Here is a 20,163-nt window from a genome sequence, read left to right as displayed (position 1 = left end):
TGCAACCAGCCATGGGGCGGCTCTACTGCAGCCTGGTAGAGCCACCCCACGGGTGGCTGCCTCTCTGGAACACCGATGCCTCGCCAGCCGCACGCCAGCGCCAGCACTGCCCAGGAAGACGGTTTCGTCGCCCGCCTGATGCACTGGTTCGACGACCACGGTCGCCACGACCTGCCCTGGCAGCACCCGCGCAGCCCCTATCGGGTCTGGCTGTCGGAAATCATGCTGCAGCAGACCCAGGTTGCCACGGTCATCCCGTACTTCCAGCGGTTCCTGCAGCACTTCCCGACCCTGCCCGACCTCGCCGCCGCCAGCAACGACGCGGTGATGGCGCAGTGGGCCGGGCTCGGCTACTACGCCCGCGCACGCAACCTGCATGCCGCTGCAAAGCGCTGCGTGGAACTGCACGACGGCGACCTGCCGCGCGATTTCGATGCACTGCACGCCCTGCCCGGCATAGGCCGCAGCACCGCTGGAGCAATCCTCAGCCAGGCCTGGAACGACCCGTTCGCGATCCTCGACGGCAACGTCAAGCGCGTGCTCAGCCGCTACCACGGCATCGACGGCTTCCCGGGCCTGCCGGCCATCGAGAAGCAGCTGTGGGCGATCGCCGAGGCGCACGCAGCGCAGGTGCCGGCCGGGCGCATGGCCGATTACACCCAGGCGCAGATGGACCTCGGCGCGACCGTATGCAGCCGCGCCAAACCGGCCTGCGTGATCTGCCCGCTGCAGGACGCGTGCTTGGCGCGCCGCGAAGGCCGCACTGCTGAACTACCCACGCCCAAGCCCAGCAAGACCCTGCCCGAGCGCGAAGCAGTGGCCCTGCTGCTGCGCGACGCCCAGCAGCGCGTGCTGCTGCAGAAGCGGCCGGACAACGGCATCTGGGCGCAGCTGTGGACGCTGCCGCAGGCCGACGCCGGCAGTGTGCTGCAGGACTGGTTCGATGCGCATGTTGAAGGTTCGCTGGAAGACGCCGAGGAGCTGCCCGCGCTGCAGCACACCTTCAGCCATTACAAGCTGCACCTGCAGGTACTGTCGCGGCAGGTGCACGGCCTGCGCGTGGAAGAACCCACGCTGCGCTGGGTCGCGAGCGATGAACTTCCCGCGCTGGGCCTGCCTGCGCCGATCCGCAAACTGCTCGACGGCGCCACGATCAAGACGTCGAAACGAACTTCCAAGAAGCCCCGCAACCACGAGTGAGTGCCATGCCCCGAACCGTCTTCTGCCAGTACGAACAACGCGATGCCGAAGGTTTGGACTTCGTGCCCTACCCCGGCGAGCTGGGCCAGCGCATCTTCAACAACATCGGCAAGCAGGCCTGGGCCGCCTGGCTGGCCCACCAGACCATGCTGATCAACGAGAACCGCCTGTCACCGCGCACGCCGGAGCATCGCGCGTTCCTTGAAGGCGAACTGGTCAAGTTCCTGTTCGAGAAGGACGCGGAAAAGCCGGCCGGCTTCACTCCGGAAGCCTGACAACAAAAAGGGGACGGAGGGGATTAAGTCGTTTGTGGCACAAACGACTTAATCCCCTCCGTCCCCTTTTTTGATCATTTGGCCGGGGAGGTCTCCGCCTCGCGCTCCTGCACCTGCGCCTGGCGCAGCTCCTGCTCGGAGGCACGCAGTGCCTTCACGTCCAGCTTGCGGATGCTGTTGATGAAGCACGGCATGCGCGGGCCGCCGGTGGGGTCGCGCACCAGCACCTTGTCAAAGCGCGCCGAGACACGGTTCATCTGGCTGGTCAGGCCGATGGCGGTGGCATACGGCAGGTCCTGGCAGGGGCCTCTCAGCTCCAGCAGGTAGGCCTCGCTCGGGCGCGTCCACACCGCCAGCGCGCTGTCACCCAGCTCGGTCCAGCCATTGAGGGTGCCGAAGAACTGCATGTCGTTCTGCGGCGCACCGGCGTGGGCACGGTAAAGGTCAAGCTTCTCGGCGCTGCTGAGCCGGCCGGTGGTGGCACAGGCGGCCAGGGCCAGGCAGAGGCCGGCCAGCAGAAGCGGGGTCTTCATGGCGATCTCCTCGGGGAACCTGCTGCGATCATGCGCCGGCCGATGTGCGGCCGGCGCGATGGCAGGTAAACCCGTTCAGGTGCGGGGAGGCGGCCGTTGCCGGCCGCTCAGACGTCGGCGTGGGCCAGTGCGTGCAGGCGACCTTCGCGCAGCTCCAGAACCCGGTCCAGGCGACGCGCCAGGCTGCGGTCATGGGTCACCAGCACCAGGCTGGTGTGACGTGCACGATTCAGCTCCAGCATCAGCTCGAACACCGTTGCAGCCGTGCGGTCATCCAGGTTGCCGGTCGGCTCGTCACCGAGCACGCAGGCCGGATGGTTGACCAGTGCTCGCGCCACCGCAGCACGCTGGCGCTCGCCGCCGGACAGCTCGCCCGGCTTGTGGTCCAGGCGGTGGCCGAGGCCGACCGCTTCCAGCAGCGTGGTTGCCCGGCTGCTCGCTTCGGCCACCGCGGTGCCAGCCAGCAGCACCGGCATCATCACGTTTTCCAGCGCGGTGAACTCCGGCAGCAGGTGATGGAACTGGTAGACGAAGCCCAGCGCCTGGTTGCGCAGCAGGCCACGCGCGGTATCCGACAGCGCCGACATACGCTGGCCGGTCACATAGACCTCGCCCGCGGTCGGAATGTCGAGGCCGCCCAGCAGGTGCAGCAGCGTGCTCTTGCCGGCGCCGGAGGCACCGATGATCGCCACGGTTTCGCCGGCGGTCACGGTCAGGTCCAGGCCATCGAACACCGGGGTCTGCATGCGTCCTTCGGCGTAGGTCTTGCCCAATGCTTCGGCACGGATCACTTCATCGCCGCGGTTGAAGACCTTATTCATAACGCAGGGCCTCCGCCGGCTGGGTGCGCGCTGCCCGCCAGGCGGGATACAGGGTGGCCAGGAAGCTCATCAGCAGTGCGACCACGGTGATCGCCACCACGTCGCCGGTCTGCATGTCGGTCGGCAGGCCGGTGATGTAGTACACATCCTCCGGCATCAGCTTGACGTTGAACACGCTCTCGATGGCGCCGAGGATGCGCTCCAGGTTGAGGGTCAGGGTGATGCCACCGATCAGGCCGGCCAGCGTGCCGAAGATGCCGATCAGCGAGCCCTGCACCATGAACACCTGCATCACGCCACCCGGGGTCAGGCCGAGGGTGCGCAGGATGGCGATGTCGGCCTGCTTGTCGGTCACCAGCATCACCTGCGAGGACACCAGGTTGAAGGCGCCCATGGCGATGATCAGCGACAGCAGGATGCCCATCACCACCTTCTCCATGCGCAGCGAGTGGTAGAGGTTGGCGTTCTGCTGGGTCCAGTCACTCACGCGGTAGGCACCACCGAGGTTCTGCGCCAGATCCACGCCCACTTCCAGCGAGCGGTCCATGTCGTGCAGTTTCAGGCGCACGCCGGTGGCACCGTCGCTGCGCAGCACGCGCTCCAGGTCCTTCATGTTGGCGAAGCCGACGCCACGGTCGACTTCGTTGTAACCGGCCTCGAAGATGCCGCTCACGGTAAAGCGTTTCATCCGTGGCACCGCACCGGCAGGCGTGCCCTGCACTTCTGCAAAGGTCACCAGAACCTGGTCGCCGACATCGACGCCCAGCCAGATCGCCAGCTCCTTGCCCAGCAGCAGGTTGAAGCTGCCCGGCGTGAGGCTGTCATAGCTGCCCTTGGTGACCTTCTTGTCGATCACCGACACCTTCGGCTCCAGCGCCGGCTCGATGCCCTGGATGATCGCGCCCTGCACGCGCGGGCCGCTGATCATCGATTGGATCTCGATGTACGGCGCGGCACCGGCCACGCGCGGGTCCTTGCTGGCCACATCGACCACCCGCATCCAGTCCGGCATCGGCTCGCCGTCACGGCTGATGGTGGTGTGGGCGGTCATCTGCAGCAGGCGGCTGCGGATTTCCTTCTGGAAACCGCTCATCACCGCCAGGGTGGTGATCAGCACCGTGACGCCGAGCGCGATGCCCAGGATCGATGCCATCGAGATGAAGGAGATGAAGCCGTTGCGGCGCTTGGCGCGCAGGTAGCGCAGGCCAATGGCCACGGGAATGGGTTTGAACATGCAGGCACGCCGGTCAATTCAGCTTATGGTGCCATCGACCGGGGCCGACGGGAAACGCTACGTGCGGCCACGGCCAGTCGCAGTTCACGTCGCTGCCCGGAATCGAGCACATCCGGCCAGAACAGCAGGCGCCGGCGGCGCCGATCCTCACGCCAGAGCAACAGCAGCCAGGGGCCACGCACGACCAGTTGTGGCGCATCGACGTCCTGCCCGGCCACCTGCAGCGGCTCGGACGGTACCGGCAGAAGCACCTGCACGCGTGGCCTGCGCTGGCGCCAGGCCAGTTCGGCCAACCCGATGCCCTAGGCCAGCAACACCGCGGGAATCAACAGCCGCGGCGGCAGATCCGATGCGCGCAGCAGCCAGGGTGCGGCCAGCAGCACCGCCAGCTGGGCGGCGGCCTGCAGCCGCGAGGGGCGCCACTCAAGGCTTGAGGGCGAGGATCTTCTGTATGAGGGGGATCGCGTGCGCATGTGGGCAGGCCTCATAGCCCATGAACCAGCGCCACAACTTATCGTCCTCGCAATCGAGCAGGAACAGGAAAACCTCGCGCTCTTCGGTCGGCGCAGTGCTCCATTCACGGTCCAGGTAGCGACCGAACAGCTGGTCGAGTTCGCGCATGCCGCGGCGGCAGCGCCAGCGCAGCTTCTTCAGCAGAACGTCTTCTTCCATCGTGTTTCTCCAGATACAGCAAAGCCACGCATGGCGTGGCTCTACTGGGGTGGCACAGCCACACATGGCGTGGCTCTACCCGGTACAGCCAGGCCTGATCAGGCGCGGCGTTCCATCATCAGCTTCTTGATCTCGGCGATCGCCAGCGCCGGGTTCAGGCCCTTCGGGCAGGTCCGGGCGCAGTTCATGATGGTGTGGCAGCGGTACAGCTTGAACGGATCTTCCAGATCGTCCAGGCGCGCACCGGTGTCCTCATCGCGCGAATCGATGATCCAGCGGTAGGCCTGCAGCAGGATCGCCGGGCCCAGGTAACGCTCGCCGTTCCACCAGTAGCTCGGGCAGCTGGTCGAGCAGCAGGCGCACAGGATGCACTCGTACAGGCCGTCCAGCTTCTTGCGGTCTTCCGGCGACTGCAGGCGCTCGCGGTCCGGCGGTGCCGGGGTCTGGGTGCGGATCCACGGCTTGATCGAGGCGTACTGCGCGTAGAAGTGGGTCAGGTCCGGAACCAGATCCTTGACCACGTTCATGTGCGGCAGCGGGTAGATCGGCACTTCCTTCTTGCCGCAATCCGAAATGGCTCGGGTGCAGGCCAGGGTGTTGGTGCCGTCGATGTTCATCGCGCACGAACCACAGATACCTTCGCGGCAGGAGCGGCGGAAGGTCAGGGTCGGGTCGATCTCGTTCTTGATCTTGATCAGGGCGTCCAGGACCATCGGGCCACAGGCATCCAGATCGACTTCATAGGTATCGGTGCGCGGGTTGCTGTCGTCGTCCGGACTCCAGCGGTAGATCTTGAAGGTGCGCACGTTCTTGCCGCCGTTCTTGACGGGGAAGTGCTTGCCCTTCGTGATCTTGGAATTCTTGGGGAGTGAAAACTCGGCCATGGCTGCTCTCGTTGGCTCAGGCGGCCCGCGCCCTTGGGCGCGGATTGCATGGTAGGCGGGGTCGGATCAGTACACGCGCGGCTTCGGCGGCACTACGGACACGTCGTCGGTCAACGTGTACATGTGCACCGGACGGTAGTCGAAGCTGCACTTGCCCTTCTCGTCGACGCTGACCAGGGTGTGCTTCTGCCAGTTGACGTCGTCGCGGTCCGGGAAGTCCTCGTGCGCATGCGCGCCGCGGCTTTCCTTGCGCTGTTCGGCCGAGTTGATCGTCGCCACCGCGTTGAGCAGCAGGTTGTTCAGCTCGTAGGTCTCGATCAGGTCCGAGTTCCACACCAGCGAACGGTCGGAGACCTTCACGTCCTGGAACGAGTCGAAGATCTTGTCCATCTTCTCGCAACCTTCCTTCAGCGTCTGGCTGGTGCGGAAGACCGCCGCGTCGGCCTGCATGGTGCGCTGCATGCGATCGCGGATGACCGAGGTCGGGGTATCGCCGTTGGCGTGGCGCAGCTTGTCCAGCAGGCCCAGCGCCTTGTCGCAGGCATCAGACGCCAGCGGCTTGTGCGACGCGCCCGGCTTGATGGTCTCGGCGCAGCGGTTGGCCACCGCACGACCGAACACCACCAGGTCCAGCAGCGAGTTCGAACCCAGGCGGTTGGCACCGTGCACCGACACGCAGGCGGCTTCGCCGATCGCGTACAGGCCCGGGATCACCGCGTCGGGGTTGTCGCCATCCTTGCGGACGACTTCGCCGTGGTAGTTGGTCGGGATGCCGCCCATGTTGTAGTGCACGGTCGGGATGACCGGGATCGGCTGCTTGTGCACGTCGACGCCGGCGAAGATGCGGGCGCTTTCGGCGATGCCCGGCAGCTTGTCGTCGATCACGCCCGGGCCGAGGTGGGTCAGGTCGAGCAGGATGTGATCCTTGTGCTCGCCGACGCCGCGGCCTTCGCGGATCTCGATGGTCATCGAACGGCTGACCACGTCGCGCGAGGCCAGATCCTTGTAGTGCGGTGCATAGCGCTCCATGAAGCGCTCGCCACTGCTGTTGCGCAGGATGCCACCTTCACCGCGGACACCCTCGGTGATCAGGCAGCCGGCGCCGTAGATGCCGGTCGGGTGGAACTGCACGAACTCCATGTCCTGCATGGCGATGCCGGCACGCATGGCCAGGCCGCCACCGTCGCCGGTGCAGGTATGCGCCGACGTGGCGCTGAAGTAGGCACGGCCGTAGCCGCCGGTGGCCAGCACCACGCCCTGGGCGCGGAACAGGTGCAGCGTGCCATCGGACATGTCCAGGGCCAGCACGCCGCGGCAGGCGCCTTCCTCGTCGAAGATCAGGTCGAGCGCGAAGTACTCGATCATGAAGCGCGCGTCGTGCTTCAGCGACTGCTGGTACAGGGTGTGCAGCATCGCATGACCGGTACGGTCGGCCGCCGCGCAGGTACGCTGCGCCGCCGGGCCTTCACCGTACTTGGTGGTCATGCCACCGAACGGACGCTGGTAGATCTTGCCTTCGGCGGTGCGCGAGAACGGCACGCCGTAGTGTTCGAGCTCGATGATGGCCGGGATGGCCTCACGGCACATGTATTCGATGGCGTCCTGGTCGCCCAGCCAGTCCGAACCCTTGATGGTATCGAAGAAGTGGTAACGCCAGTCGTCCTCGCCCATGTTGGCGAGTGCGGCCGAGATACCGCCCTGGGCGGCAACGGTGTGCGAACGGGTCGGGAAGACCTTGGTCAGGCACACGGTCTGCAGGCCCTTGGCGGCCAGGCCGAACGTGGCGCGCAGGCCGGCGCCGCCGGCGCCGACCACGACCATGTCGTACTTGTGTTCGGTGATCTTGTAAGCGGACATCTAATCTGGATTCCTGTGTTGGTGCCTGGGCTCAGGCAACGCCGAGGGCGATGCGGCCCACCGCAAACACACTGACGATCATGCCGAGCACGGCGACGAACTTCACCGCGGTCTGCAGCACCAGGGCCAGCAGCGATTCGTGGATGTAGTCTTCCAGCACGACCTGCATGCCGAGCTGCGCGTGCCAGAACATGGCGATCAGCAGGCCGATCAGCGGCACTGCGTTCCACGGCTTGGCCACGGCGGCGGCGGCGGTCGCGTAGTCCGAGCCCAGCAGGCCCAGCACGAAGACCAGGAACCAGATGCCCAGCACCACGAGCGCGGCGGCGGTCAGGCGTTGGTGCACGAAGTGCTCGGTGCCGGTCTTGGCCGAGCCAAGGCCGCGCACGTTCTTCAGCGGGGTACGGAACTTGCTCACGCGGCACCTCCGAACATCACATAGGCCCACACCAGCAGGGTGATCACCAGGCTGCCGGTGACCGACAGCCAGCTGCTGCGGATGAAGGCGGGGATGCTGAAGCCGATAGCGAAGTCCTGCACCACGTGGCGGATGCCATTGCACAGGTGATAGGCGAACGACCATGTCCACGCGAACAGGAACACGCGGCCATACCAGGCCCCGGCATGGCCGGTGAAGCAGTTCCAGGACTCGGGCCCCATCATCAGGGCCAGCAGGCCGGCAGCGATGATGAGGGCACCAACAGACAGAAAGACGCCAGTGGCTCGATGCAGGATCGAGGTGGCCATCTGAATCTGCCAGCGATACACCTGAAGGTGCGGGGAAAGTGGGCGTTGTCTGGTCGCCATTCGCTGGGCTCGTTGTCTCGGCTGGGCGGCACACGGCCGCGTTGGCTCAATGCTGATCAGAAATCGATGCAGCGTCCGTTTTTCTCCCAATCGCCATACCGCACCGGATCAAGTCCGCCGCGGCCGCCGAATTCCTCTGCTTTTTCCTGTTCCACGGGCACGGGTGCCGCGGGGACCAGCGGGGCTTCAGATTCGTCGTCGGGAGTGGGGGTTGTTTGGCCTATCATGTTCGGTCTCGCAACGCACAAATTTTAGACCTCGTTCACGTGCCTGACAACCTGCCCCCTGCTTTCGTCGGATATCCGCGCCTGCCCGGCCACCAGTTGCTGAGCCTGCAGGGCACGGATGCGGCCGTTTTCGCCCACGCCCAGTTCAGCGGCGACGTCACTGCCCTGCCCCTGCTGCACTGGCAGTGGAGCGCCTGGCTGAGCGCAAAAGGCCGCACCCTGGCGGTGTTCCAGCTGCTTCGGCTGGCCGACGACCACGTGATGCTGGTGCTGGCCGACGGCGATGCCGATGCGATTGCGTCGCAACTGCAGCGCTTCGTGTTCCGTCGCAAGGTGAAGGTGCAGGTGCGCAGCGATCTGGCGGTGGCCGGCGCCTTCACCGCGCCCGAAGCCGCCAGCAACGCCGCGATTGCGCACGCCGCAGCGGACGGCTGGGAACTTGACCTGGGCAGCGATGCGCTGCCGCGCACCCTGCGCATTGGCGCAGCTGATGCATTTGCCGCCGGCAGCGAAACCGATGAGGCCGCTTTCGCCCTGGCCTGGCGCCAGGCCGACCTGCGCTACGGGTTGCCGCGACTGGAAGAAAGCCAGCGCGAAGTGTGGACCCCCCAGCAGCTGGGCCTGGACCGCCTGAACGGCTACAGCGTGAAGAAGGGCTGCTATCCCGGCCAGGAAATCGTCGCGCGCACCCACTTCCTCGGCAAGGCCAAGCGCGCGGTGCAGCTGCTGCATGCCGCAGCACCGGCGCAGGCCGGCGATGGCGTGCAACAGGACGGCGCAGCGCTGGGCACGATTGCCAGCGTGGCGGGTGAACTGGCGCTGGCGGTGCTGCCGCTGGAGGCCAGCGACGCCGAGCTGCAGGTGGGTGGTGCGGTGGCGCAGCGTGTGCCGCTACTGGATGGACTGGCGCGCTGAGGTTCACGCCGGGCACGGCCCGGCGCTACCGCCGCCATGGTGGGTGCGGACCGTTGGTCCGCACCGCAACGAAGCAGCCGAGCGTGGGTTCGGCTACAGAGTCAGAGCCGCTCGCCGGTTTCCGGGTTGAAGAAATGCAACCCCTGCGGGTGGATCGCCACGCGGATCTGCTCGCCCACCGCCGGCAGCGCCTGCGGCGCCACGCGCATGGTCAGCGCATGCTGGCCACTGCTGAGGTTGACGAAGATCTCGTTGCCGACCGGCTCAATGCCTTCGATGCGCGCAGTGAACGCATGCGCATCATCGGCGGCCGCCGGCTGCAGGTGCTCCGGCCGCACGCCCACCGCGATCGGCTTCTGCAACCACGCCGGATCGATCGTGGCCTGACCCAGCGGTGCACGCCATTCGCCGTCGACCACGGTCACGCCACCGGCATCGCCCTGCAGCGTGCCACGCAGCACGTTCATCGCCGGGCTGCCGAGGAAACCAGCCACGAACAGGTTGGCCGGGCGGTCGTACAGCGCCATCGGCGTATCGATCTGCTGGATGATGCCGTCCTTCAGCACCACGATGCGCTGGCCCAGGGTCATCGCTTCAACCTGGTCGTGCGTCACGTAGATCATGGTGGTGCCCAGCTTGCGATGCAGCTGCGCGATTTCGGTGCGCACGCTGTGGCGCAGCTTGGCATCCAGATTGGACAGCGGTTCGTCGAGCAGGAACACCGCCGGCTCGCGCACCAGCGCCCGGCCCAGCGCAACACGCTGGCGCTGGCCGCCGGACATCGCCTTGGGCAGCTTGTCCATCATCTCCGTCAGGCCCAGCGTCTGCGCCGCTTCGGCGATGCGCTTGTCGATGGTCGCCTTGTCATGCCCGCGCAGCTTCAGGCCGAAGGCCAGGTTCTCGGCCACGGTCATGTGCGGATACAGCGCGTAGCTCTGGAACACCATCGCGATGTCGCGATCCTTCGGCGCCACGTCGTTGACCACGCGATCACCGATGGTCAGCGTGCCGCCGCTGATTTCTTCAAGGCCAGCCACCATCCGCAGCAGGGTCGACTTGCCACAGCCGGACGGACCGACCAGCACCATCAGCTCGCCATCGGCGACCTCGAAGCTGGCGTCCTTCACCGCGACCTGGCCGTTGTCATAGACCTTGCGCACACCCTGCAACTGCACTTTTGCCATATCACCTATCCGGTCCGCCCGAAGCCGGGCTGTCTTTTGGGACTGCCTCGGCCCTCCCGATGGCAGTGATGATTGCGCGCTTGCGGCATGACGGCGAGCACTGCAATCGAATACAGTTGCCCATTCTGCCATGTAAACGTTTTCACGTGGCACTATCCGATGATCGGTGCGCACCGATCTGCGTCGGCGGTGGAACGAAGCTTCCGCCGGGGCAGTGGTTTCGAATGGAACGGTCTCCCGCTACCCCGGAGATCGCCCCTGACGAACCTCGGACAGGCAGTTGCGCGGATGTCCCCCGAACCCAGCCATGAAGCGATTGACAACGATGTCACCCGGATCTGAAACTCGAGCGATGCACGACACCCTCTTCCTGTTCGGTGCCACAGGTGATCTGGCCCAGCGCTACCTGTTCCCTTCGCTGCTTCGCCTGCTTGGCGACGGCCTGCTGCCGGAGGACTTCCGTATCCGTGCGCTGGCCCTGTCCGGGCATGACACCGAAGCCTTCCATGACATCCTGCGCCCGCGCCTGCAGCAGGCCATGCCGATGGCCACGCAGGACGACATCAGTGCCCTGCTGCGCCGCATCGACTACCGTTCGGTGGATCTGCGCGACGTCGACTCGGTTGCCGCCGCGGTCTCCGACCTGGTGCACCGCAAGTGCGTCAGCTACCTGGCCATCCCGCCGGGCCTGTACATCTCCACCTGCGAAGGCCTGGCCAAGGGCGGCGCACTTGCCGCACCGGCACGCCTGATGCTGGAGAAGCCGATCGGCAGCGACAGCGAGAGCGCCGAGGAAATCATCAGCACCATCGGCCAGTGGATCGACGAGGACCGCGTGTTCCGTCTCGACCACTACCTGGGCAAGGCGGCAGTTCAGAACCTGATCGCGCTGCGCTTCGGCAACACGCTGCTGGAGGCAGTGTGGAACCGCAACTACATCGAATCGGTGCACATCCTGGTGGCCGAGAGCGAAGGCGTGGATGGCCGCGACGCCTACTACGCCCGCTCCGGCGCGCTGCGCGACATGGTGCAGAGCCATATTCTGCAGCTGCTGTGCATGGTGGCGATGGAACCGCCGGCGTCGCTGGAAGCCGACCGCATCCGCGACGAGAAGGTCAAGGTGCTGCGCGCCCTGCGTCCGCTTGATGCCAAGCACGCCGCGCGTGACAGCATCCGCGGCCGCTACACCGCCGGCACCATCAACGGCCAGCCGGCACAGGCCTACCAGCCGCCGGAAGGCAGCGACGTGGAGACCTTCGCCGGTGTCACCGCGCACATCGACAACTGGCGCTGGAGCGGCGTGCCGTTCCACCTGGTCACCGGCAAGCGCCTGCCCGAACGCACCACCCGCGTGGTGGTCACGCTGAAGCCGGTCACCCACTGGCTGTTCGAGCGCCCGCAGCGCGCGCAGGCCGCACCGAACCGCCTGGTGTTCCAGCTGCAGCCGCAGGAAAACATCGAACTGGGCCTGATGAGCAGCCTGGCCGGCCCGGAATGGGGCGCGCTGGAACTGCACCCGCTGGAGCTGGAGCTGTCGGTGCCGACCGGCCTGCACCGCCGCATCGCCTACGAACGCCTGTTCCTGGATGCGTTCAACGGCAACCACACGCTGTTCGTGCGCGATGACGAAGTGCGCGCCGCCTGGGCTTGGATCGACAGCGTGGCCGACGCCTGGAAGGACGCCAAGCTGCCGCTGGAGCCCTACCCCGCCGGCCAGTGGGGCCCGAGCAATGCGGGCGAGTTCCTGCCGCAGGGCGTGGACGCGCCGGACAGCGGAGCCTCGGCATGAGCGCCAGCTCGCAGCCGGTGCTGGTCGCCGACATCGGCGGCACCAACGCCCGCTTCGCCCTGGCCGACACCTCGCAGGACGCACCGCTGCAGAAGGACAGCATCCGCGAGTATGCGGTGGCGGAGTTTCCCTCGCTGGGTGATGCCGCACGCCACCATCTCGAACAGATCGGTGCCACTGCAAGCCGCGGCGTGTTCGCGGTTGCCGGTCGCGTCGATGGTGACGAAGCGCGCATCACCAACCATCCGTGGGTGATCTCGCGCAGCCGCACCGCAGCCATGCTTGGTTTCGACGAACTGCACCTGATCAACGATTTCGCCGCACAGGCGATGGCGATTTCACTGCTGCAGCCCGATGACGTGGTCCAGGTCGGTGGTGCCGCCTGGGTGCCGGGCAAGCCGGGCCAGCCGCGCAACTACGCGGTGATCGGTCCGGGTACCGGCCTGGGTGTCGGTGGCCTGATCCTGCGCCACGGACGCTGCTATCCGCTGGAAACCGAAGGCGGCCATGTCAGCTTCCCGCCAGGAACCCCGGAGGAGATCCGCATCCTGGAAATCCTGTCCGAGCAGTTCGGCCGCGTCTCCAACGAGCGACTGATCTGCGGCCCCGGCCTGGTCAACATCCATCGCGCGGTGTGCGAGATGGCCGGTATCGATCCCGGCCAGCTGCAGCCGGTGGACGTGACCGCCCGCGCCCTGCATGGCGATCCGCAGGCAATGCGCACCGTGGACGTGTTCTGCGCGGTGTTCGGCGCCATTGCCGGCGACCTGGTGCTGACCCAGGGTGCCTGGGATGGCGTGTTCCTGACCGGCGGTCTGACCCCGAAGATGCTCGATTCGCTGCAGCACTCTGGTTTCCGCCAGCGCTTCGAACACAAGGGGCGGTTCTCTTCGATCATGGCGCGCGTTCCCTCGTTGGCCGTGATGCATCCCCACGCCGGATTGCTGGGCGCCGCCGCCTATGCCGCCGACGCCGAACGTGACGCACCTGGAGTTGCCGCATGAGCCCCACCTTCCACGACGACCGCATCGAGTTCATCAGCCACGGCGATGCCGATGGCTGGATCGAGGCAGTGGCCGCCGAGATGGCGCAGACCCTCAACCACGACATCAACGAAGTGGGCCGCGCCCGCATCCTGTTGTCCGGCGGCACCACGCCGGCGCCGGTCTACCAGGCGCTGGCCGAGTTGGACGTGCACTGGGACCGGGTGGAAGTGAGCCTGGCCGACGAGCGCTGGCTGTCGCCGCAGGATCGCGACAGCAATGCCTGGCTGGTGCGCGAGCACCTGCTCAAGCGCGCCGAAGGTGCGCATTTCGATCCGCTGGTACGGATCGGCAAGCCGCTGCCGGAATGCGTTTACACCGCCAACCTGCAGGCCCAGCACAGCCAGCCGCCGAGCCTGGTAGCACTGGGCATGGGCAACGACGGCCACACCGCCTCGCTGTTCCCGGGCTCGAAGGACCTGGCCCGCGCACTGGAAAGCACCCTGCCCTACGCGGCACTGGACGCCACCGGCTGCCCGGGCGCGAACCAGTGGCCGCTGCGCATCACGCTGACCCCGCACGGGCTGGGCCAGTGCCGCCAGCGCCTGCTGCTGCTGCGCGGCAAGCAGAAGCTGCAGGTGCTGCGCCAGGCGCTGGACAGCAACGACGCCCAGCAGTATCCGATCCTCAATGCAATCAACCTGGACGGCGCGCGCCTGCGCGTGCACTGGGCTGATTGATGTCGGCGGCGGCGCCGCGCCGCCGCTTGCCTCTCGCCACCACGAACGCCGGTAGCCAATGAGCCTCCATCCGCAACTGCAAGCCATCACTGAGCGTGTCATCCGCCGCAGCGCCGCCTCGCGTGCCGCCTATCTGGCAGCGATCGATGCCTCCCTGCGTGAGGGCCCGTTCCGCAGCCGCCTGAGCTGCGGCAACCTCGCCCACGGATTCGCCGCCTGTGGCGGCACCGACAAGAGCCGCCTGCGCGGTGGCGTGACGCCGAACCTGGGCATCATCACCGCCTACAACGACATGCTGTCGGCGCACCAGCCGTTCGAGACCTATCCCGAGCAGATCCGCGAGATCGCCCGCGAGCTGGGCGCCACCGCACAGGTGGCCGGCGGCGTGCCGGCGATGTGCGACGGCGTCACCCAGGGCCGAGGCGGCATGGAACTGTCGCTGTTCTCGCGCGATGTGATCGCACAGGCGACCGCCATCGGGCTCAGCCACGACATGTTCGACACCACCGTCTACCTCGGTGTATGCGACAAGATCGTGCCGGGCCTGCTGATCGGTGCACTGGCCTTCGGTCACCTGCCGGCGGTGTTCGTGCCGGCCGGCCCGATGACCCCGGGCATTCCGAACAAGCAGAAGGCCGAAGTGCGCGAACGCTACGCCGCCGGCGAAGCCACCCGCGAAGAGCTTCTGGAAGCCGAGTCCGCGTCGTACCACGGCGCTGGCACCTGCACCTTCTACGGCACCGCCAATTCCAACCAGGTGCTGCTGGAAGCGATGGGCGTGCAGCTGCCGGGTGCGTCGTTCGTCAACCCGGGCACGCCGCTGCGTGATGCACTGACCCGCGAAGCCACCGAACGTGCGCTGGACATCACCGCGCTGGGCGATGACTTCCGTCCGCTGGGCCGGATCATCGACGAGCGCGCGATCATCAACGCGGTCATCGCGCTGATGGCGACCGGTGGGTCGACCAATCACACCATCCATTGGATCGCCGTGGCACGCGCCGCCGGCATCGTGCTGACCTGGGACGATTTCGACGAGCTGTCGCAGCTGATCCCGCTGCTGGCCCGCGTCTATCCGAACGGCGACGCCGACGTGAACCGCTTCGCTGCGGCCGGCGGCCCGGCCTTCGTGTTCGGCGAGCTGATCAAGGCCGGCCTGATGCACGGCGACCTCGTGAGCGTGGCACGCGGCGGCATGGCCGACTATGCGCGCGAGCCGCAGCTGCGCGACGGCCGGCTGGTCTATCTGCCGGGCCTGGAACGCAGCGCCGATGACGAAGTGGTGCGTGGCGTCGACAATCCGTTCGAGCAACAGGGTGGCCTGCGACTGCTGCGCGGCAACCTGGGCAAGTCGCTGATCAAGCTGTCGGCGGTGAAGCCGCAGTACCGCACGATCGAAGCGCCGGCCGTGGTGGTCGATGCACCGCAGGTGTTGAACAAGCTGCACGCCGGCGGCCTGCTGCCGCAAGATTTCGTGGCGGTGGTGCGTTACCAGGGCCCGCGTGCCAACGGCATGCCCGAACTGCATTCGCTGGCGCCGCTGCTGGGACTGCTGCAGAACCAGGGCCGGCGCGTGGCGCTGGTTACCGACGGCCGCCTGTCCGGCGCCTCGGGCAAGATTCCGGCGGCGATCCACGTGACGCCGGAAGCGGCGCGCGGTGGCCAGCTGGCCAAAGTGCGCGAAGGCGACATGATCCGCCTGGATGGCGAGGCCGGCACGTTGGAAGTGCTGGTGGGTGCGGCGGAATGGGCAGCACGTCCGCTGGCGCCGAACACCGCGCCGGCCGCGCATGACCTGGGCCGCAACCTGTTCGCGATCAACCGCCGCGTGGTGGGTCCGGCCGACCAAGGGGCGATTTCGATTTCGTGCGGGCCGGCGGCGGCTGATGGCGGGCCGTGGGATTACGACGCGGAGTATGAGTTGGGACACGATGCCGCGGCGGCGGCAGCGCCGCATGAGGCGAAGGACGCCTGAAGCGAAAAGCCGCGGCAGGCTTCCCGGCTTGGGCAGTAGAGCGCCCTGGCCGGGACACGCCCTAAACCCATCCATGGGGGCTCGATCGCGGCATCCATGCCGCTCACGGTCCCGGCCAGGGCGCTCTACTGCCCTTGGACAATTCCCGGCGCGTCATCTGCGCTGCGGCCACTGAATCAAGAAGAGCAAAGGCAAGGGCAAAAGCATGGGTATCGAACAACATCAGGTGAAGGCGGCGGAGCTGTTGCATGCGGCGGGCATCCTGCCGGTGGTGACGGTTCATACGCTGGACCAGGCGCGGGCGGTCAGTGCGGCGCTGCTGGAAGGTGGCTTGCCGGCCATCGAGCTGACGCTGCGGACACCGGTGGCGATGGAAGCGCTGGCGATGCTCAAGCGCGAGCTGCCGGATGTGGTGGTGGGCGCGGGCACGGTGCTGACCGTGGAGCAGATGCAGCAGTCGATCGATGCGGGTGCTGACTTCCTGGTGACGCCGGGTACGCCGCCGGCGCTGGCCGATGCATTGGCCGCTGCGCCGCTACCGGTGGTGCCGGGTGCGGCCACGCCGACCGAGCTTCTGTCGCTCTACGCGCGCGGCTTCCGTGTGTGCAAGCTGTTCCCGGCCACGGCCGTGGGCGGGCTGGCAATGATCAAGGGCCTTGCTGGCCCGGTGGCTGACCTGAAGCTGTGCCCGACCGGTGGCATCACCGAGAACACCGCCGCCGAATACCTCGAACAGAAGAACGTGGTCTGCATTGGTGGTTCGTGGATGGTGCCGGGCAACTGGATCGCCGACGGCGAATGGGACAAGGTGCGCGCCAGCGCTGCTGACGCGGCGAAGATCATCAAGCGCGTCCGCGGCCACTGAGCCCAACGCAGCTGTAGAGCCGAGCCCACGCTCGGCTCCACGCCAGCGGAATGGAAAGCAGCCGAGCATGGGCTCGGCTCTACAGGACCAGCATCCAGAGCGGGCAAAGCGCGCGACGCGCTCCCGCTCTTCCTTCTTCATTCCGCGGTGGACGCGCACGGAACCTGTCCGTGGCCCTGCGGAGGGATTGCGCAGGGGCGTAAGCGCCATGGATGGCGCGTCCGAGCCTCCAGGGATGGATTCACGGCGTCCCCTGCGCAATCCCTCCGCAGGGCCAATCCCACGAATCCTGCCGCACACCGCGAGGGGCTCAGCCGTTGGCCGAATCCCTCACAGCGGCCGTGCCGGATCCACCAACCCGTACTGGCTGGCCATCCGCGCCAGCGCGATGTTGTCGTGGATCCCCATCTTCTCGAACAGCCGCGCCTTGTGCGTGTTCACCGTCTTCGCACTCAGGCTCAGGCGCCGCGCAATGTCTTCCTGGCGCAGGCCTTGGGTCAGCAGCAACGCCACTTCCAGCTCGCGCGGCGACAGGCTGTCGAACGGCGAACCATTGCCTTCCACCGTCGACAACGCCAGATTCTGCGCGATGCTGGTACCCAGGTAACGACGGCCACCGGCCACGTCGCGCACCGCACGCAGCAGTTCCTGCGCATCGCAGCCCTTGCCGATGTAACCGGCAGCACCGGCTTCGAGCAGCCGCTTCGGCAGCGGGCCATCTTCCAGCACCGACACGATCACCACGCGGGTATTGCGGTGGCTGCGCACGATGCGCTCGGTCACTTCCATGCCGCTCACACCCGGCAGGTGCAGGTCACACAGCACCACGTCCGGCAGCAGCTGGCGGACCTCGCGCAGCGCGTCCTCGCCGGTTTCGGCTTCGCCCACCACCTCGATGTCGGTTTCCCCCGACAGAATCATCTTCATCCCGGTGCGGACCAGCGCGTGGTCATCCACCAGGTAGACTCGAATCGTCATTCACGTACCTCTTCGAATGCGGCCATTGCAGGTCAAGCTAGGTGGGGTGCCGATACCCCTGCAAGCGCGTTCGGGATGCGACCCCGGCAATCTGCCTTGCGCATCACAGTACCGCGCGTTGTGCTTGCCCCCTGTCTTGCAGAACCTGCTGCAACGAAACAACTGATCTATCACGTAGACGTCCCTCAAGGGCCATCCACGTCAATCCCCCTGTGATGATGCTTCGCTGGCCTTCGCTGGCGGCGGGCCGTGACGTCGCCAGGGGTGCCGGCGACTGAACATGACCAGATAGCACCCTACCACCCAAACCAGCGCGGCACACCATCCGGCCAGGATATCGGAGGGGTAATGCACCCCCAGATACACCCGGGACACGCTGACCAGCAGGCTGAATGCCGGCGCCAGCAGCAGCACCGGCCAGCGCCAGCGGGTGTTCCAGGCCAGCAGTACCAGGGTCACCGCCAGGGTCATCGAGCCCATCGCGTGGCCGCTGGGGAAACTGAACGTCGATTCCGGCGCGATCGATTCCCACAGGCTGGGGCGCTGGCGCTGGAAGAAGTGCTTGCTGCCCATGTTCAGCAGCGCGGAGCCGACGAAGCTGACCGCCACGAAGGTGGCCTCGCGCCAACGCCGGTAGCCCAGGAGCGCGCCGATGATCAGCACGTCGGCCGGGATCAGGAACCATTCGTAGCCCAGTTTTGAAATGAGCACGAAGAAGCAGTCCAGCAGCGGCGAATGCAGGCCATGCATCTGCCACAGCAGCGGCGCGTCGAAATGGAACGATTCAAACTCGTGCACCTCGTCAGCCAGGGCGACGAAGCCGGCCAGCGGCAGCAGCACACCGCCGAACAGCAGGACCAGGCGCCAGGCGTTGCGCACCATCCAGTGGCGGAAGCCGGAGGCGGACTCCGGTGCAGCGAGGATCGCAGGCTTATCCGGCGCTTCGGACATACTTTTGTTCGACGTAATCGTCGATCAGGGCGACGAACTCCTGGGCGATGTTGTCGCCACGCAGGGTCACCTTCTTCTCGCCATCGACGAACACCGGCGCTGCAGGCGTTTCACCCGTGCCCGGCAACGAGATGCCGATGTTGGCATGGCGCGACTCACCCGGCCCGTTGACGATGCAGCCCATCACCGCCAGGGTCATGTTCTCTGCACCCGGGTGCTGGATCTTCCACAGCGGCATCTTCTCGCGCACGTGGTTCTGCACCACCTTGGCCAGCTCCTGGAAGAACTCGGAGGTAGTGCGGCCGCAGCCCGGGCAGGCCGTGACCAGCGGCGTGAAGGCACGCTGGCCGGTGGTCTGCAGCAGTTCCTGGGCGACGATCACTTCCTGCGTGCGCGACTGGCCCGGTTCCGGGGTCAGCGAGATGCGGATGGTGTCTCCGATGCCTTCCTGCAGCAGCACGCTCAGCGCCGCGGACGAGGCGACGATGCCCTTGCTGCCGATGCCGGCCTCGGTCAGGCCCAGGTGCAGGGCGAAGTCCGAGCGCTGGGCCAGGTCGCGATACACCGCGATCAGTTCCTGCACGCCGCTGACCTTGGCCGACAGCACGATGCGGTCGCGCGGCAGGCCGAGTTCCACTGCCTGCTCGGCCGAATCCAGCGCCGAGCGGATCAGCGCCTCGCGCAGCACGCGACCGGCGTCCCAGGGCTGTTCGCGCAGGTTGTTCTCGTCCATCAGCTTCGCCGCCAGGGCCTGGTCCAGCGAGCCCCAGTTGGCGCCGATGCGCACCGGCTTGTTGTAGCGGATCGCGAACTCGATCAACTGGGCGAACTGCAGGTCCTTCTTCTTGCCGAAGCCGACGTTGCCCGGGTTGATGCGGTACTTGGCCAGCGCTTCGGCACACGCCGGCTCGGCGGTCAGCAGCTGGTGGCCGTTGTAGTGGAAGTCACCGATCAGCGGCACGTCGATGCCCATCATCGCCAGCTTGTCGACGATGCGCGGGATCGCCGCAGCGGCTTCAACGGTGTTGACGGTCAAACGCACCATTTCCGAACCTGCACGCCACAGCTCAGCCGCCTGCTTCACGCTGGAGGCCACGTCGGACGTGTCGGTGTTGGTCATCGACTGCACCACCACCGGCTTGCCTCCACCTACGGTGACCCCGCCGATCTGCACGGCGTGGGTCTGGCGGCGGGGCCAGGAGGTGGCATCGGAGGGGGGAGTCGGGCGGGTGACGGCGTCGTGCATGGGCGCATTCTACCGCCCGCTCCCGCA

21 protein-coding genes and 1 pseudogene are annotated in these 20,163 nt (G+C 66.8%); 8 read left to right on the top strand and 14 right to left on the bottom strand.

Going from position 1 to position 20,163, the window contains the following annotated elements:
• Positions 1-75: 75 nt before the first annotated feature.
• Positions 76-1,200, top strand: coding sequence for an A/G-specific adenine glycosylase (mutY, locus tag N5D20_RS10430; protein WP_197579411.1), 1,125 nt, complete (start codon positions 76-78; stop codon positions 1,198-1,200).
• Positions 1,201-1,205: 5 nt separating this feature from the next.
• Positions 1,206-1,475, top strand: coding sequence for an oxidative damage protection protein (locus N5D20_RS10425; RefSeq protein ID WP_014036808.1), 270 nt, complete (start codon positions 1,206-1,208; stop codon positions 1,473-1,475).
• A gap of 74 nt (positions 1,476-1,549) precedes the next feature.
• Here the strand turns inward: N5D20_RS10425 and N5D20_RS10420 are convergent, their stop codons facing one another.
• The 10 genes and pseudogenes from N5D20_RS10420 to N5D20_RS10375 form a co-directional block, all read right to left on the bottom strand.
• Entirely contained in the window at positions 1,550-2,008 is a 459-nt protein-coding gene (locus N5D20_RS10420) for a DUF6491 family protein (RefSeq protein ID WP_049434174.1), read from the bottom strand.
• Between the two features lie 107 nt (positions 2,009-2,115).
• Positions 2,116-2,829 carry a lipoprotein-releasing ABC transporter ATP-binding protein LolD gene (gene lolD / locus N5D20_RS10415; RefSeq protein ID WP_005409083.1) on the bottom strand — a complete coding sequence of 238 codons (714 nt, stop codon included), beginning with the start codon at positions 2,827-2,829 and terminating at the stop codon, positions 2,116-2,118.
• Entirely contained in the window at positions 2,822-4,063 is a 1,242-nt protein-coding gene (locus N5D20_RS10410) for a lipoprotein-releasing ABC transporter permease subunit (RefSeq protein WP_197579412.1), read from the bottom strand. The genes lolD and N5D20_RS10410 overlap by 8 nt, the downstream gene beginning before the upstream one ends.
• A gap of 23 nt (positions 4,064-4,086) precedes the next feature.
• Positions 4,087-4,536, bottom strand: a pseudogene (locus N5D20_RS24720) (hypothetical protein).
• Positions 4,487-4,735 (bottom strand): succinate dehydrogenase assembly factor 2, encoded by a 249-nt coding sequence (locus tag N5D20_RS10400; protein ID WP_197579413.1) that lies wholly within the window; start codon positions 4,733-4,735, stop codon positions 4,487-4,489. Before N5D20_RS10400 ends, N5D20_RS24720 begins: the two are co-directional and overlap by 50 nt.
• A 98-nt stretch (positions 4,736-4,833) precedes the next feature.
• Entirely contained in the window at positions 4,834-5,619 is a 786-nt protein-coding gene (locus tag N5D20_RS10395) for a succinate dehydrogenase iron-sulfur subunit (protein ID WP_005409079.1), read from the bottom strand.
• A gap of 66 nt (positions 5,620-5,685) precedes the next feature.
• On the bottom strand, positions 5,686-7,476 hold the full coding sequence (gene sdhA / locus N5D20_RS10390) for a succinate dehydrogenase flavoprotein subunit (RefSeq protein WP_197579414.1): 1,791 nt from the start codon (positions 7,474-7,476) through the stop codon (positions 5,686-5,688).
• A gap of 31 nt (positions 7,477-7,507) precedes the next feature.
• Complete coding sequence (gene sdhD / locus N5D20_RS10385; protein ID WP_005409077.1) at positions 7,508-7,894, bottom strand: succinate dehydrogenase, hydrophobic membrane anchor protein; 387 nt, start codon at positions 7,892-7,894, stop codon at positions 7,508-7,510.
• On the bottom strand, positions 7,891-8,283 hold the full coding sequence (gene sdhC, locus N5D20_RS10380; protein WP_005409076.1) for a succinate dehydrogenase, cytochrome b556 subunit: 393 nt from the start codon (positions 8,281-8,283) through the stop codon (positions 7,891-7,893). The genes sdhD and sdhC overlap by 4 nt, the downstream gene beginning before the upstream one ends.
• A gap of 56 nt (positions 8,284-8,339) precedes the next feature.
• Positions 8,340-8,510 (bottom strand): DUF1674 domain-containing protein, encoded by a 171-nt coding sequence (locus N5D20_RS10375; RefSeq protein ID WP_005409075.1) that lies wholly within the window; start codon positions 8,508-8,510, stop codon positions 8,340-8,342.
• A 39-nt stretch (positions 8,511-8,549) separates the two neighbouring features.
• Between N5D20_RS10375 and N5D20_RS10370 the strand changes: the two genes are divergently transcribed.
• Positions 8,550-9,425: a folate-binding protein YgfZ gene (locus tag N5D20_RS10370; protein ID WP_019338329.1), complete on the top strand. Its 876-nt coding sequence runs from the start codon at positions 8,550-8,552 to the stop codon at positions 9,423-9,425.
• Positions 9,426-9,526: 101 nt separating this feature from the next.
• On the opposite strand, the gene ugpC is transcribed toward N5D20_RS10370, so the two are convergent.
• Positions 9,527-10,609, bottom strand: coding sequence for a sn-glycerol-3-phosphate ABC transporter ATP-binding protein UgpC (ugpC, locus tag N5D20_RS10365; protein WP_010484335.1), 1,083 nt, complete (start codon positions 10,607-10,609; stop codon positions 9,527-9,529).
• Positions 10,610-10,961: 352 nt separating this feature from the next.
• On the opposite strand from ugpC, the gene zwf reads away from it, so the two are divergent.
• The 5 genes from zwf (at position 10,962) to eda (ending at position 16,961) form a co-directional block, all read left to right on the top strand.
• Complete coding sequence (gene zwf / locus N5D20_RS10360) at positions 10,962-12,398, top strand: glucose-6-phosphate dehydrogenase (protein ID WP_010484333.1); 1,437 nt, start codon at positions 10,962-10,964, stop codon at positions 12,396-12,398.
• Positions 12,395-13,402: a glucokinase gene (gene glk / locus N5D20_RS10355; RefSeq protein WP_010484331.1), complete on the top strand. Its 1,008-nt coding sequence runs from the start codon at positions 12,395-12,397 to the stop codon at positions 13,400-13,402. Before zwf ends, glk begins: the two co-directional genes overlap by 4 nt.
• On the top strand, positions 13,399-14,121 hold the full coding sequence (pgl, locus tag N5D20_RS10350) for a 6-phosphogluconolactonase (protein WP_010484329.1): 723 nt from the start codon (positions 13,399-13,401) through the stop codon (positions 14,119-14,121). Before glk ends, pgl begins: the two co-directional genes overlap by 4 nt.
• A 58-nt stretch (positions 14,122-14,179) precedes the next feature.
• Positions 14,180-16,096 carry a phosphogluconate dehydratase gene (gene edd / locus N5D20_RS10345; RefSeq protein ID WP_197579415.1) on the top strand — a complete coding sequence of 639 codons (1,917 nt, stop codon included), beginning with the start codon at positions 14,180-14,182 and terminating at the stop codon, positions 16,094-16,096.
• A gap of 205 nt (positions 16,097-16,301) precedes the next feature.
• The gene (eda, locus tag N5D20_RS10340; RefSeq protein WP_197579416.1) at positions 16,302-16,961 is read left to right on the top strand and encodes a bifunctional 4-hydroxy-2-oxoglutarate aldolase/2-dehydro-3-deoxy-phosphogluconate aldolase; all 660 of its coding nucleotides are present in this window, start codon (positions 16,302-16,304) and stop codon (positions 16,959-16,961) included.
• Positions 16,962-17,291: 330 nt separating this feature from the next.
• Here eda and N5D20_RS10335 read toward each other — a convergent pair whose 3' ends face one another.
• The 3 genes from N5D20_RS10335 to ispG form a co-directional block, all read right to left on the bottom strand.
• Complete coding sequence (locus tag N5D20_RS10335) at positions 17,292-17,939, bottom strand: response regulator (protein WP_004153112.1); 648 nt, start codon at positions 17,937-17,939, stop codon at positions 17,292-17,294.
• Positions 17,940-18,140: 201 nt separating this feature from the next.
• Entirely contained in the window at positions 18,141-18,890 is a 750-nt protein-coding gene (locus N5D20_RS10330; RefSeq protein ID WP_197579417.1) for a phosphatase PAP2 family protein, read from the bottom strand.
• Positions 18,871-20,136: a flavodoxin-dependent (E)-4-hydroxy-3-methylbut-2-enyl-diphosphate synthase gene (gene ispG, locus N5D20_RS10325; protein WP_197579418.1), complete on the bottom strand. Its 1,266-nt coding sequence runs from the start codon at positions 20,134-20,136 to the stop codon at positions 18,871-18,873. The genes N5D20_RS10330 and ispG overlap by 20 nt, the downstream gene beginning before the upstream one ends.
• Between the last annotated feature and the right edge of the window lie 27 nt (positions 20,137-20,163).

It is taken from the genome of Stenotrophomonas sp. GD03877, from assembly GCF_029840555.1.
Taxonomy (GTDB): Bacteria; Pseudomonadota; Gammaproteobacteria; order Xanthomonadales; family Xanthomonadaceae; genus Stenotrophomonas; species Stenotrophomonas geniculata.
The sequence above is the reverse complement of the archived record's forward strand: the minus strand, read 5'-3'. Positions and strand labels throughout refer to the sequence as shown.

Excerpts from the sequence above, each read along its gene's own strand:
- mutY (WP_197579411.1), top strand. The coding sequence starts at position 76 with ATGCCTCGCCAGCCGCACGCCAGCGCCAGCACTGCCCAGGAAGACGGT.
- N5D20_RS10425 (WP_014036808.1), top strand. The coding sequence starts at position 1,206 with ATGCCCCGAACCGTCTTCTGCCAGTACGAACAACGCGATGCCGAAGGT.
- N5D20_RS10420 (WP_049434174.1), bottom strand. The coding sequence starts at position 2,008 with ATGAAGACCCCGCTTCTGCTGGCCGGCCTCTGCCTGGCCCTGGCCGCC.
- lolD (WP_005409083.1), bottom strand. The coding sequence starts at position 2,829 with ATGAATAAGGTCTTCAACCGCGGCGATGAAGTGATCCGTGCCGAAGCA.
- N5D20_RS10410 (WP_197579412.1), bottom strand. The coding sequence starts at position 4,063 with ATGTTCAAACCCATTCCCGTGGCCATTGGCCTGCGCTACCTGCGCGCC.
- N5D20_RS10400 (WP_197579413.1), bottom strand. The coding sequence starts at position 4,735 with ATGGAAGAAGACGTTCTGCTGAAGAAGCTGCGCTGGCGCTGCCGCCGC.
- N5D20_RS10395 (WP_005409079.1), bottom strand. The coding sequence starts at position 5,619 with ATGGCCGAGTTTTCACTCCCCAAGAATTCCAAGATCACGAAGGGCAAG.
- sdhA (WP_197579414.1), bottom strand. The coding sequence starts at position 7,476 with ATGTCCGCTTACAAGATCACCGAACACAAGTACGACATGGTCGTGGTC.
- sdhC (WP_005409076.1), bottom strand. The coding sequence starts at position 8,283 with ATGGCGACCAGACAACGCCCACTTTCCCCGCACCTTCAGGTGTATCGC.
- N5D20_RS10375 (WP_005409075.1), bottom strand. The coding sequence starts at position 8,510 with ATGATAGGCCAAACAACCCCCACTCCCGACGACGAATCTGAAGCCCCG.
- ugpC (WP_010484335.1), bottom strand. The coding sequence starts at position 10,609 with ATGGCAAAAGTGCAGTTGCAGGGTGTGCGCAAGGTCTATGACAACGGC.
- zwf (WP_010484333.1), top strand. The coding sequence starts at position 10,962 with ATGCACGACACCCTCTTCCTGTTCGGTGCCACAGGTGATCTGGCCCAG.
- glk (WP_010484331.1), top strand. The coding sequence starts at position 12,395 with ATGAGCGCCAGCTCGCAGCCGGTGCTGGTCGCCGACATCGGCGGCACC.
- pgl (WP_010484329.1), top strand. The coding sequence starts at position 13,399 with ATGAGCCCCACCTTCCACGACGACCGCATCGAGTTCATCAGCCACGGC.
- edd (WP_197579415.1), top strand. The coding sequence starts at position 14,180 with ATGAGCCTCCATCCGCAACTGCAAGCCATCACTGAGCGTGTCATCCGC.
- eda (WP_197579416.1), top strand. The coding sequence starts at position 16,302 with ATGGGTATCGAACAACATCAGGTGAAGGCGGCGGAGCTGTTGCATGCG.
- N5D20_RS10335 (WP_004153112.1), bottom strand. The coding sequence starts at position 17,939 with ATGACGATTCGAGTCTACCTGGTGGATGACCACGCGCTGGTCCGCACC.
- N5D20_RS10330 (WP_197579417.1), bottom strand. The coding sequence starts at position 18,890 with ATGTCCGAAGCGCCGGATAAGCCTGCGATCCTCGCTGCACCGGAGTCC.
- ispG (WP_197579418.1), bottom strand. The coding sequence starts at position 20,136 with ATGCACGACGCCGTCACCCGCCCGACTCCCCCCTCCGATGCCACCTCC.